General features: G+C 44.1%; 10 protein-coding genes and 1 tRNA gene. 2 read left to right on the top strand and 9 right to left on the bottom strand.

All coding sequences use genetic code 11. The annotated features are described in order from the left end of the window. Positions 1-69: 69 nt before the first annotated feature. Positions 70-153, bottom strand: a tRNA-Leu gene (locus ACESPU_RS09000). 196 nt (positions 154-349) lie between these two features. Between ACESPU_RS09000 and ACESPU_RS08995 the strand changes: the two genes are divergently transcribed. After that, positions 350-1,432, top strand: coding sequence for a mannose-1-phosphate guanylyltransferase (locus tag ACESPU_RS08995; protein ID WP_005859880.1), 1,083 nt, complete (start codon positions 350-352; stop codon positions 1,430-1,432). A gap of 44 nt (positions 1,433-1,476) precedes the next feature. Here ACESPU_RS08995 and ACESPU_RS08990 read toward each other — a convergent pair whose 3' ends face one another. From ACESPU_RS08990 to aroQ, 5 genes are read right to left on the bottom strand one after another with little or no spacing between them, the layout of a single operon-like run. Then, positions 1,477-2,706 carry an FtsX-like permease family protein gene (locus tag ACESPU_RS08990; protein WP_195205445.1) on the bottom strand — a complete coding sequence of 410 codons (1,230 nt, stop codon included), beginning with the start codon at positions 2,704-2,706 and terminating at the stop codon, positions 1,477-1,479. Between the two features lie 12 nt (positions 2,707-2,718). Beyond that, the gene (gene rbfA / locus ACESPU_RS08985; RefSeq protein WP_005859883.1) at positions 2,719-3,054 is read right to left on the bottom strand and encodes a 30S ribosome-binding factor RbfA; all 336 of its coding nucleotides are present in this window, start codon (positions 3,052-3,054) and stop codon (positions 2,719-2,721) included. 12 nt (positions 3,055-3,066) lie between these two features. Then, on the bottom strand, positions 3,067-3,702 hold the full coding sequence (locus ACESPU_RS08980; RefSeq protein WP_373133293.1) for an O-methyltransferase: 636 nt from the start codon (positions 3,700-3,702) through the stop codon (positions 3,067-3,069). Positions 3,703-3,707: 5 nt separating this feature from the next. Then, a complete protein-coding gene (pyk, locus tag ACESPU_RS08975; protein ID WP_373133291.1) occupies positions 3,708-5,165 on the bottom strand; it encodes a pyruvate kinase in 1,458 nt (485 codons plus the stop codon). Positions 5,166-5,225: 60 nt separating this feature from the next. Continuing rightward, a complete protein-coding gene (aroQ, locus tag ACESPU_RS08970; RefSeq protein ID WP_048927048.1) occupies positions 5,226-5,642 on the bottom strand; it encodes a type II 3-dehydroquinate dehydratase in 417 nt (138 codons plus the stop codon). A gap of 101 nt (positions 5,643-5,743) precedes the next feature. Between aroQ and xerD the strand changes: the two genes are divergently transcribed. Continuing rightward, complete coding sequence (gene xerD / locus ACESPU_RS08965; RefSeq protein ID WP_005859891.1) at positions 5,744-6,649, top strand: site-specific tyrosine recombinase XerD; 906 nt, start codon at positions 5,744-5,746, stop codon at positions 6,647-6,649. Positions 6,650-6,687: 38 nt separating this feature from the next. Here the strand turns inward: xerD and ACESPU_RS08960 are convergent, their stop codons facing one another. The 3 genes from ACESPU_RS08960 to ACESPU_RS08950 form a co-directional block, all read right to left on the bottom strand. Further along, entirely contained in the window at positions 6,688-7,644 is a 957-nt protein-coding gene (locus ACESPU_RS08960; RefSeq protein WP_034531679.1) for an Rpn family recombination-promoting nuclease/putative transposase, read from the bottom strand. A gap of 332 nt (positions 7,645-7,976) precedes the next feature. Further along, a complete protein-coding gene (locus ACESPU_RS08955; RefSeq protein ID WP_373133289.1) occupies positions 7,977-9,482 on the bottom strand; it encodes a RagB/SusD family nutrient uptake outer membrane protein in 1,506 nt (501 codons plus the stop codon). Positions 9,483-9,499: 17 nt separating this feature from the next. Further along, complete coding sequence (locus tag ACESPU_RS08950; RefSeq protein ID WP_373133287.1) at positions 9,500-12,697, bottom strand: SusC/RagA family TonB-linked outer membrane protein; 3,198 nt, start codon at positions 12,695-12,697, stop codon at positions 9,500-9,502. Positions 12,698-12,761: the final 64 nt, after the last annotated feature.

The raw sequence follows: 12,761 nt of genomic DNA, 5'->3' as shown, positions 1-12,761 counted from the left end.
ATGTGGGGAAAAATCAGATAATTAAAAAGGCTAAGTGACTGACAATTAATCACTTAGCCTTTTAATCTGTACCCAGAGCCGGGATCGAACCGGCATGGAAGTGAATCCACTGGTGTTTGAGACCAGCGCGTCTACCAATTCCGCCATCTGGGCATTTTTGATTAACCTTTAGCAGTAGGTTTGTTTCTCAAATGCGTTGCAAAGGTACAGCTTTTTTTTAAACCCGCAAGCGTTTGGGTGAAAATTTTCAAATATTTTTTTCACAGTGGGAATATGTATGGGATTGTTTCGCATAGAAAGATTATTTCGTTACATTTGTAAACGTATAATCATAATAACAGCCAATATCATGAAAGATAATTATTGCGTCATCATGGGAGGCGGAATCGGTAGCCGTTTCTGGCCTTTCAGTAGAGAAAGTTACCCAAAGCAATTCCTTGATTTTTTTGGGAGCGGACGGTCTTTACTGCAAATGACATTTGATCGCTTCGCAAAAATCATCCCTACTGAAAATATATACATCGTTACCAACGAATCTTATGCGGACTTAATCAAGGAGCAGTTGCCGGAATTAGCGGAAGAACAAATACTTCTGGAACCGGCTCGTCGCAATACAGCTCCTTGTATCGCTTATGCGGCTTATCATATTAAGGCATGCAATCCGGAAGCCAATATTGTCGTAGCCCCTTCCGACCATCTGATCTTAAAAGAGGATGTTTTCTTGAGGGACGTTCAAAAGGCGTTGGATTTCGTGAAGAGAAACCGTGCGTTGGTCACCTTGGGCATCAAGCCTAGCCGCCCGGAAACAGGATACGGATATATCCAAAGCAGTGATACGGTAGTAGATGATTTCACCAAGGTGAAGACCTTTACGGAAAAACCGGACCTCGAGTTGGCAAAGGTATTTATGGAAAGTGGAGAATTCTTCTGGAATTCCGGCTTGTTCGTCTGGAACGTGAATACGATCTTGGAAGCGTTCTCTAAATATCTCCCGGATATCAGCAGCCGTTTCGATCTAGGTAAGGATAAATTTAATACCTCGGAAGAAAAAGCGTTTATCCAAGAGAATTTCCCTTATTGCCTAAATATATCCATCGACTACGGTATCATGGAGAAAGCGCACAACGTATATATGCTATGTGTAGATTTCGGTTGGGCCGACCTCGGTAGCTGGGGATCTTTGTTCGACCTAGCGAATAAAGACGAAAATGAGAACGCAGTATTGAAAAATAACGAGGCAATGCTATACGAATGCTCCGGCAATGTGATCGCATTAAATAACCCGAAACGTCTAGCCGTTATCCAAGGGCTAAAAGATTGCATCGTGGCCGAGTCCGGAAACGTATTATTGATTTGTAAGAAGGATGACGAACAACGTATCAAACAATTCGTAGCCGACGCTAAAATCAAATACGGAAAAGAATACAACTAATTAAGAATTGAGAATTGAGAATTATCGGCAAGCGGTATTCATTCTCAATTCTCAATTTTCAACTTCTTAGCAAGATATCGTACAGGATACCACGCAGCCAAAAAGCCTATCGTTAATACCGTCACAAAGACTGTTATTATATCCACCGGGACTACACGTACCGGATAAGCCTCTATAATAAACGCTCCGGCAGCTTCCCCTAGTTTTATAAAGCCAAACTCTTGTTGTAGCAAGCAAAGTACAACCCCGATCAAGACTCCGATCAAAGCTCCAAAACCGGAGATCATCCAGCCTTCAAACAAGAAAATCCGACGGATCAGACTGTCATCAGCCCCCATATTACGCAGTGTACTTACATCCTCCTGTTTCTCGATCATCAACATGGATAAAGAACCCACCACGTTGAATAAGGCGATCGCCAATATAAAAGTAAGGATCAAGAAGGTCATCCATTTCTCGACTTGCATCATCTTGAAAGAAGCCTCTTGTTGCTCAAAACGGTCTTGCACGATATATTGATCACCTAGGATACGTTGAATCTCTTTCTTTACCGGAGCGATATCCCCGCTATCTTTCACCTTCAATTCCACCGCTGTCACTTCTTTATCATAATTAAATAAAGAACGGGCCAATGACAAAGGCACGATCATATATGAATCATCGTAAACCTGTTGGTCCGTACGAAAGACAGCACCGATATAAGCATATTCCAAATTGAAAGAAGAAGCCGGATTCGCCATGTTCACCTTCTCCTCCCGCTTCGGAGCGTAGATCTCTAGCGGAGAGACAAAGCCTGCGTTTATTCCTAGCGAGAAAGCCAATCCGATCCCCATATTCGCATAATTCGCCACCTCGTCATTCAGAAGGAACTTTCCATCGATCAAGATACTATCGATCTGCGCCAGCTTCTCATATTGCTCGTCTACACCTTTCAAGGTAGCTACACCCTGACGATCTCGATAACGGACCAAGGCATTGTCCTGCAATACCTCACTAAAACAAACAATGCCGGGCAATTCCCTCACCTTACGTATCTCTTCCGAGGTCGGGTCGAAAACCTTCCCTTTCCGAGGCATGATCTTCAACTCCGGATCAAAATTGCTGAAGAGAGAAGATACCAAATCGTTGAAACCATTATAGACCGACAAGGCGCATACTAAGGCGATCGTGGCGACAACAACCCCGCATACCGATACCATCGATATGATATTTATGGCATTGTGCGACTTCTTCGAAAAGAGATACCGCCGGGCTATATAGAATGGAAAATTCAAGGCTCCTCTTGATTACTTATGCAAAAGATTGTCGATATTCTCGATATAATCCAATGAATCATCTATAAAGAAGCTTAATTCAGGGATCTTACGAACCTGCAAACGAATGCGTTGCCCCAAATCAAAACGGATCGCTTTCGTATTGCTCCGTATAGCCTCCAATAGCTCTTGCGATTTATCCGACGGGAAAATGCTTAAATAAGCTCTCGCCACACTTAAATCCGGACTTACACGAACTACGCTGACAGAGACCAATACGCCATGCATCCCTTGCGTCTGCTTCTGAAATATATCACTCAACTCCTTCTGAAGAAGGCGTTCGATCTTTTGTAATCTAGTACTTTCCATACGCTTTATTATTTACTTTTTCCAGATCATCGTCAAGCCATCACGTAAAGGGAGGATCACCTTCTCTACCCGATCGTCTTGCTTAACCTTTTCATTAAAAACCAGTATTCCCTTCGTTTGTTTATCGGAAGGATGCACTTCTTCTACCACTTTACCGTCCCAAAGCGTATTATCCGCGAGAATCAAGCCGCCCGGACGGACCATCGGGAATACCAAATCATAATACTCGGAATACAGGCGTTTGTCGGCATCGATAAAAACCATATCGAACGTCTCATCCAAACGGGGGATGATCTCCATCGCATCCCCGAAATGGACTTTTATCTTGTCCTTATGTGGCGAGCGGGAAAGATATTTCATGATAAAATCCTCCATCTCGTCATTGATCTCAATCGTATGAACCAACGCCCCCTCGTCCATGCCTTCCGCCATACACAAAGTGGCATAAGACGTATAAGTCCCGATCTCCAAGACTTTTCTCGGACGAATCATCCGGCAAAACATCTTCAATATCCTACCCTGCAAATGCCCGGATAGCATACGCGGACGGAGAAGGTTCACATTGGCGTCGCGATTCAACGCCGACAGCAAATCCCCTTCTTCATCTATATGAGAAAGAATATACGCATCAATCTCGCCCGTAAACATGCCTCTTACTCTTTAAAAGTTGGCAACTGATATTGCGTGCCTGCATCCAGCACTTTTCCCACGTTGTTAATCTCCAAAAAGCTGGTACCGCCACCTTCGCCGAAGCTACCGCTCAAATACGCTACCATATCGTTACGAGTGATACGTCCACTATGGATCAGCTGGTTCAACGCGTCATAGAAATATCCCCTACGACTGTCGTTGTATGGCTGATGAACCGCCCATACCCCATAAGAAAGACCCAACATACGCATCACACGAGGATTATAGCATATAGCGAACACAGTAGAGGTTCCGCGGAAAGCAGCCAGATAACGTGCCGTACGACCCGTGTAACTATCCGTGATAATCGCCTTCACATGTAATTTAGAAGAAGACTTAACGGCTTGTTTCGCCAAGAAAGAAGTTACGTCTAAATCATTCCCCTCGATCGGCACACGGATATCATTCGCTGCCAGCTTAGTCTTCTCGGCCTCACGAGCCACTTTTGTCATGGTCTGTACCGCCTCAACCGGATATTTTCCATAAGCCGTCTCACCGCTTAGCATCAAAGCATCCGTACGATAATAAATAGCGTTGGCGATATCCGTAACCTCGGCACGAGTAGGACGAGGATTATTAATCATGGAATGAAGCATTTGCGTAGCCACGATAACCGGCTTCTTCACTTCCACGCATTTACGGATCAGCATACGCTGGATACCCGGGATCTTCTCGGCCGGAACCTCGATACCCAAGTCACCACGAGCGATCATGACGCCATAAGCCACTTCCAAGATCTCCTCGATATTGTCTACACCCTCTTGATTCTCGATCTTAGCGATAATCTTGATGGGGCTGTTACGCTCGTCCAAGATACGTTGGATATCCAACACGTCCTGTTTGTTGCGAACAAATGAGTGAGCGATAAAATCGAGATCATGATCGATCGCCCAAAGGATATTATTACGGTCTTTCTCAGTCAACGAAGGCAAATTGATACGTACACCCGGCACATTCACGCTCTTGCGGCTACCTAGCGTAGCGTCATTCTGGATCTCGCAAAGCAAACAATCGCCGGATTTCCCGGTAACCTTCATTTCCAGATCACCATCATCGATAAGGATGTCGCTGCCAATCGCCAAGTCGTTCACGAAATTCTTATATGACACACAAATACAATCATGCGAAGTTTCCTGATCGGGATTACCGATTACCTTCACGATCTCTCCAGTCTTGAAAGGGATCGGTTCCTTGTTTACCGTCGTCGTGGTACGTACTTCCGGCCCCTTCGTATCCATCAAGATACCGATACGGTCGGATACGGTACGGACGTTATTTACCACACGGGTCAACCCCTCTTCCATCATGTGAGCCGTATTCAGGCGCACCACATTCATTCCCGCTTTATATAACGCCTCAACGAACGCAACGTCGCAGCGCTGGTCGGAAACTGTAGCAACAATCTTCGTATGCTTTAACATATACCTTAAATTATTATAACCTAATTATTAATTCTATTTGATAACCTTCTAAACCTTCTATCACATAAACGATTCGATCGCCAACCGATACGAATCCAGCCCAAACCCAAGAATCACTCCCCTGCATGCCGCCGATATCATCGACACATGACGAAACGATTCACGGGCATGCACATTCGAGATATGCACCTCCACGACTGGCGTAGTAACCGCCTTGATAGCATCGTACAACGCAATGGAAGTATGCGTATAAGCGCCGGCGTTCAACACGATACCGTCATATTCAAAACCCACCTCATGGATCTTGTTAATTATCTCTCCTTCCACATTACTTTGATAATAAGATATCTCACACTGAGGAAAGTGGGCACGTAACTCGCTCAAATAGTCCTCGAACGAGGCATTTCCGTATACTGTCGGTTCTCGCTTGCCCAACAGATTCAAATTAGGGCCATTGATGATCTGAATCTTCTTCATTCTTAATTGTAAGTTTATTACCTTTGTACCGCCCGTTGAGGCCGGAATTATCCGGCAAAGGTAAGGATTTTATTTGACACATTCATAACGACATACCGACAATGCGACAAGGAAAAGATATAATAAACCGATATAACACCTATTTACGATTAGAAAAATCGCTCTCAGCCAACTCCATCGACGCCTATTTGACAGATCTTGACAAATTGCTACGTTTCGCAGAGGATGAGAAAAAGGACGTTAAGGAGATCAGCTACGACGACTTGCAACAGTTCATCGCCCAATTACGTGACATCGGTATCCATCCCCGATCGCAAGCACGCATCATCTCGGGTATCAAATCGTTCTATCGTTTCTTATTGCTTGACAATTATATAACAAATGATCCGACCGAATTGTTAGAGTCTCCCAAGATCGGATTGAAGCTGCCGGAAGTATTAACCGTCAACGAGATAAATAGCATTCTCGACACGATAGACCTCACGCTTCCCGAGGGACAGCGGAACCGTGCGATGCTGGAGGTTTTATATAGTTGTGGACTGCGCGTATCGGAGCTTACTGGCCTGCGTTATTCGGATATATATCCCAAGGAAGGTTTCATCCGGGTAGAGGGTAAAGGAAGCAAACAACGGCTTGTTCCTATCTCCGAAGTTGCTTTGCGGGAAATTAAAAACTATCTGTATGACCGGAATTCGGTCGTGGTTAAAAAAGGCTTCGAGGATATTTTATTTCTAAGCCGGCGAGGAACGGCCCTCTCCCGTATCATGGTATTTCATATCATCAAGCAACAGACGGAGGCCGCCGGTATCCATAAAAACGTAAGTCCCCATACCTTCCGTCATTCTTTCGCCACCCACTTGCTGGAAGGAGGCGCCAACTTACGCGCTATCCAAGAGATGCTGGGGCATGAGAAAATCACCACCACCGAGATATATACACATATCGACCGGGAATTCCTTCGCAAAGAGATACTGGAACATCATCCGAGGAGCAGGCCAAGAACTTAAAAGAACCGATCCTGCTCCGCTAGCAAAGCCCCAAGATATCATAATTTATTTATTTCCTCCTCTGACAAACCAGTATAACGCACGACCATTTCCATCGAAAGCCCATCAGACCGCATACGCCGAGCTGTTTCTAGACGTTCTTCCACACGGCCTTCTTCTCGACCTTCTATTAGTCCTTCTTCTCTGCCTTCTGCTAATCCTTCTGCTAATCCTTCTTCCCGTCCTTCAAACTTAGCAGTGCTCAACACGTCATTCTGGATCATAATCGCATTCAGATGTTCGTCATAAGCATAACGTTCCTCGGGAGACATTGAGTAATAGCGTAATTTCTCTCGTGCCTCTTCCAAGCCGGGGGCTGTCGTTCCGGAAGTTATGATCCCATCTTTCAAGTATCGTACCCATTCCTCCAAGGGGGTCACGGCCACCTTATCAAACTCATTCACCCGGACCAATATATACTCCGGAAAGATCTCCGAGGGAAGACGCTTGACGATCGCACCCCTCTCCTTGGTATTTACCTGTAAATGATCATGGGTATGCACGCCGACAAATTGGTTCTGCCCGTGATACAGATAATCGGTTCCTACGCCTATATCAAAATAAAGGATACTGATTGAATAGACCTTTTTCACCCCGGAATAGTCCTGTCCCAAATGAAGATGCTCGGTGACGGCCTTCGCCACGCCATAAAGCACACGTTCCAAATAATAAAGCTCGCGGGTATTCTGGATCTCGATAAGGATGATATCTCCCTTTGTGTTCTTAGCCTTGATATCCACCCGATTGAATTTATCATCGGCCATTTGCTGGTTTCCCTCACTCTCCAATATCTCCTCAATCTTGATCTGCTCGCCCAAGAACACGGTAAGAAAGCCTTCTAGCACTCCGAAATTCGCTTTTTGCCGGAGTAGGCGTTTGATGGCCCAGTCGAAACGGATATATCGATCTTGTAATTCCTTCATATACTTCTCCTCTTTTTCTGTTTTCTTTTCCATAGTCATATCATGTTTTAGTTACCCCACTATTGGGTGGCTTCAAATGTACATAAAAAGATCTGGAATACAAGCCTATCCCATCTAAAAAGAAATGTCCTTCTTTTTGGATCCGTAAGTGAATAGCCAACGAACGGGATCGTAAGCGGTCGCAAATGGGTATTCGTGTACCGTTATTACTCTATTTTAATCTCATATTTTATCGATTTAAACTATTTACTTAAAGACAAAAAACATGGATGTGGACAAATGATCACACATCCATATCTAATTATCAACAAATTAAAAGCTATCAGGTTCTCCTAAAATGAACAAATGTAAATACAGCTCAATTCTTAGAAATGAGGGTTCTGTACCAAATGGCCATCCGACTTATCAATCTCCGACTGAGGGATCGGTAAGTATTTCTTTGTATCATCCCAACCTTTGATAAAATCTTTTGCTTGGTTCGTACGTACTAAATCCCAATAACGAATACCTTCCATCGCAAACTCATAACGGCGTTCCTTATAGATATTATCCAATGAAACCACCGGAACCTTATAATCATCCCCCATCGCACGTTTAACGACTCTCGCATAATAATCCTGTGCCTCGCCTACGCTACCTCCACTTCTCAACAAAGCTTCCGATGCCATCAATAATACGTCGGAGAAACGAATTACACGGTAATTGTTCTTATAATTCAGCGCTTCCGTGCCAACCGTAGAAGAATACCCCGCACGAGGATGATATTTGCGTACGCTATATCCTGTATATTGATTCACATCCGAGCTAACCGTCCCGCCTTCCGCTCTAAACTCCTCATGATCTATGATTGTTGTCCACTTTCTAGGATCATTTGGTAAAAACGCATCATTCAATGCTTTTGTTACAGGCGCAAAACCCCAACCTTCCACATATACATTATTAGGATATTTCAAACCTCTGGCTCCTAGCATTATTATATCGGAGTTACCTTGATTAGCCTTGCCTGCCCAATCATTCGAGTTCCCGATTTCCGTATAATTGACTTCAAAAACAGATTCTTTGCACCATTCATACTCATCATCAAAAAGAACTTTATAATCCGGGATCAAATCATATTGATAGGCAGGATCGGTAATTAGTTCTTTCAATTGGCTGGCGATCTCCTTCATTTTAGTATCATCATTCTGATATAGAACGATACGTGCTTTCATCGCGATAGCGGCACCATTCGTAGCTCGTCCTTTCTCATTAGCCGGGACTATCTTAGGTAACTTCCCAATAACATTATTATCTAAATCCTCGATTAATTTCGCATAGACCTCATCCGGCTGTAACTGAGGGACAGTTGTTATATCATCCAACCCCAAATTCGTCTCGTAATACGGTATGTATCCAAAGAAACGCCACAACTGGAAATAATAAAATACACGCAAGAAATGAGCCTCAGCCACATAACGATCACGAAGCTCCTCCGACATCGTCCCCTCCGGAAGAAGAGGGCATTTCTCTATCACGATATTCGCACGGTTCACACCCTCATACGAACGCCCCCATAAACCCTCGGGTAAGTTTGTCGGTGTCACCCAATTGGTAAAATCATTCACTCGCTGCAACTGCGGTTGATCCGAGACCGTCGATCCACCGGTCTCCGCATCATCCGACATGATATTACTTACCAGTTCATAAGAGCTATACGCATTATAAGCGTTCCATTTCAACGGGTCATAGGCAGCGACCAATGCCTCGGTCAAATCCTCCTGTGTCTTGTAATAATCCGTTTCGATAACCTTATTCGTCGGAGACAACTCTAAAAAATCATTGCAGCCACTTAGTCCGAATACAACGGCTAGCAGATAAATATATTTATTCATAACACTAATTTTAATGATTAAAATGTCAAATTCAATCCAAATGTATAAACCCGGGCTTGAGGATATACACCCTTATCTATACCCATTGTTGAACCAATTTCCGGGTCCATCCCTTTATATCCCGTAATAGTCAACAAATTATCGAACGACGCATAAAATCTCAAGCGTTGTATATAAGCTTTCCGGGTCAACTGAGCCGGTAGCGTATAACCTACCTGTAAATTACGTAAGCGCAAGAAAGAAGCATCGTGAACCAACAAAGTAGACGGACGGAAGTTCTTAGGCGTATCACCTAACACAATCCTTGGCATCGAATTGGAGGTACCCGGTCCAGTCCATCGCTCCAAAGCATCCGACGTATAATTGACTGCCGCCAACTCATAACGGCGTAACGCATCGAAAACATCCGCTCCAAAAGAACCTTGGAAAAAGGCACTTAAATCAAAGCCATTCCAATCAGCCGCAACGGTAAGTCCAACCATCCAATCCGGATTAGGCTTGCCTATCATCGTACGGTCCTCGTTATCATCGCTGATCACTCCGTCTCCGTTCAAATCCTCAAATTTCGTATCACCGGGTGCCGCATTCGGTTGTATAGGCTTACCGGTAGCAGGACTGATATAGCTATCGATCTCCTCTTGTGTCTGGAAAACCCCAATTGCCTTGTATCCGAAGAAATAACCGATTGGATAACCATTTTCGTTCCTTGATACCGTACCTAAAGTTGGTAAACTCTCTTTATCAATATATCCCGTCTGATTTCCCAGATTCTTGATCTCATTCTTCACATAAGAAGCATTCGCCAAGAAAGATAGATTCACTTTATCTACACTTAATTTATAACCGACTTCAAGCTCGATACCTTGGTTTGTCAATGTCCCGACATTCGATAAAGGCGAGCCACTTCCCACATATAGGGGTATCGGACGCTCCATCAACATGTCTTTTGTATCTTTCTTGAACCAATCAAAACTAAAAGAAAGGGAGTTATTAAAGAAGCGAGAATCAAATCCAAAGTCCAATTGCTCCGATGTTTCCCAACGCAAATCAGGATTAGCCAAAGAAGTAGGCTTTGTTCCGCTATGAATGACACCGTTCGAGCTTGCCCCGAAACTATAGTTATTTCCTCCGGTCATTGTCGTAGTATATCCAAACGATCCGATTTTCTCATTTCCGTTCTGTCCCCAGCTTCCGCGCACTTTCAAGAAGTCGAACCATCCCGGTTTATTTTCCATGAAAGGCTCGTTAGTCAACGTCCAGCCCGCAGAGACGGACGGGAAATAGGCATATTGATTATTCCGGCCGAAGTTAGAGGAACCGTCCCGACGAAGGGTTAACTCAAGCATATACCTTTCGTCATAATTATAGTTCAATCGTCCGAAAACGGAGGCCATCCGATGCTCCGTCGCCCCACCTTCCGAATGCTGATCGCCGGGAGAGGCACTATTGGTGAAATCGATCCACGCTTTATGATCATCTTCCGCTCGTAAGTTCAAGGCCGTTCCCTTTACCTTTTTACTATCATACCGTTCCATAGAGGTTCCCAGTAAAACCGCGAAATTATGTTTATCGATCGAACGTTTATAACTCAACGTATTCTCCCAAAGAAGTTTCATGCCACGATTCATCGTTTGCTCCACCCTCGATTTCTCATTCTTGACCATATAACACAAATAACTAACAGGGAACCAATTCCTTTCGCCCCAAAAAGCCATATCCGTAAAGAGAGAGGTCTTAAACGTAAGATTCTCGAATACTTCCAATTCACCCCAAACAGATCCTACAAATTTATCCCAGTCCTTGTTATTGTTTAAGGTCTGCATCATAGCGACCGGATTCACGATCTCTTGATTTTCGATCACGTTATAAATACGGCCTTCGTCATCCTTGACATAACCGGGATAATTTTTTTCGTAATAAGCGAGATCTTCCGCCGAAGGATTCTCCAGATAGACCGATTCGTTCGGTGGAGTCATCACCGCACTTGCTAACGGACCGGAGAAGTTGTCATTCTCCGAAATACCTTTGGATATGATCCGTGTATATCCTAGGTTCGTTCCGACCTTGAAACTACGGAAAAATTTATTCGCCTTATTCTCAAACACATTATAGGTATTGTTGAAACGTAAGCTATATCGTTTATAATCCGACTTATCTTTTCCTCCAACAATTCCTTCTTGATCTAAATAACCAAAAGAGAGGAAATAGCTTCCCTTATCACCACCCCCACTGATGCTCGCTTGATGATTCATGATCGGGGCATTCTCGTTATAAATCTCATTCTGCCAGTTCGTCCCTACACCTGCTTTCGAAGGATCATCGTAAATAGGGTCCATCCCGGCATTCACGTAAGCCTCATTCATTATTGTCTCATATTCGGTGGCATTCAAGACCGACATTTTTCGCCAAGGATTTTGCCAACCGATAGAGAAATCATAATTGACAACCGCTTTTCCTTTTTTCCCGCTCTTTGTCGTAACCAGAATAACACCATTAGCCGCACGTGAACCGTAGATAGCGGCTGAAGCGGCATCTTTTAAGACCTCGATAGATTGTATATCCTGCGGATTCAGATAATCGACACCTCCTTCAAGTGGCATTCCGTCCACAATATACAAAGGGTTACTATCATTGATAGTTCCTGTACCACGGATACGGACTCTCGACTCGGCTCCCGGTTGTCCGGAATTCTGCATAATGCTTACTCCCGAGACTTTTCCTCGTAACACATCCTCTACCCGGGTCGGCGTCAGCTTCTCCAAATCATCGGAGGTGACACGACTGATGGCCGCTGTCATCACGCTCTTCTTCTGAACGCCATAACCAACCACTACCACCTCATCCAAGGCTTGCGTGTCCTCTTTCAAGACAATCTGTAAATCAGTCTGCGTACCGACCTTAACCGTATGGGAGAGATAGCCTATAAACGAGATTTCTAATACATCGCCATTTTTCACATCTAGCGTAAATACGCCATTCATGTCAGAGATCGTACCGGTAGTAGTTCCTTTTACGGAAATACTCGCACCGATAACCGGAGTTCCATTTGTATCCAAGATCGTTCCTCTCAATTTTCTTGTCGCTTGAGAAACTTCCACCGGATTTACATCAGGATGGGAAAGGCCGCTTGCCTCCAGATTGCCATTTAAGGAAGCGAGCAATAATGACCCGACACATATCCAACGCCATCGCTGATCCTTACTTTTCTTTTTCATAAACTATTCGAATTTAAAGGTTTAAACAATATTCCTAACATTACTTTTTGGTTAGTCGGACTCT

This window comes from Parabacteroides sp. 20_3, assembly GCF_964238835.1.
GTDB lineage: Bacteria > Bacteroidota > Bacteroidia > Bacteroidales > Tannerellaceae > Parabacteroides > Parabacteroides distasonis.
This window is presented reverse-complemented; position numbering and strand designations above follow the sequence as displayed.

What these genes read in the sequence shown, in the direction of transcription:
- xerD (WP_005859891.1), top strand. Translation starts at nt 5,744, where the DNA reads ATGCGACAAGGAAAAGATATAATAAACCGATATAACACCTATTTACGA.
- ACESPU_RS08960 (WP_034531679.1), bottom strand. Translation starts at nt 7,644, where the DNA reads ATGGAAAAGAAAACAGAAAAAGAGGAGAAGTATATGAAGGAATTACAA.
- rbfA (WP_005859883.1), bottom strand. Translation starts at nt 3,054, where the DNA reads ATGGAAAGTACTAGATTACAAAAGATCGAACGCCTTCTTCAGAAGGAG.
- aroQ (WP_048927048.1), bottom strand. Translation starts at nt 5,642, where the DNA reads ATGAAGAAGATTCAGATCATCAATGGCCCTAATTTGAATCTGTTGGGC.
- ACESPU_RS08980 (WP_373133293.1), bottom strand. Translation starts at nt 3,702, where the DNA reads ATGTTTACGGGCGAGATTGATGCGTATATTCTTTCTCATATAGATGAA.
- ACESPU_RS08950 (WP_373133287.1), bottom strand. Translation starts at nt 12,697, where the DNA reads ATGAAAAAGAAAAGTAAGGATCAGCGATGGCGTTGGATATGTGTCGGG.
- ACESPU_RS08955 (WP_373133289.1), bottom strand. Translation starts at nt 9,482, where the DNA reads ATGAATAAATATATTTATCTGCTAGCCGTTGTATTCGGACTAAGTGGC.
- pyk (WP_373133291.1), bottom strand. Translation starts at nt 5,165, where the DNA reads ATGTTAAAGCATACGAAGATTGTTGCTACAGTTTCCGACCAGCGCTGC.
- ACESPU_RS08995 (WP_005859880.1), top strand. Translation starts at nt 350, where the DNA reads ATGAAAGATAATTATTGCGTCATCATGGGAGGCGGAATCGGTAGCCGT.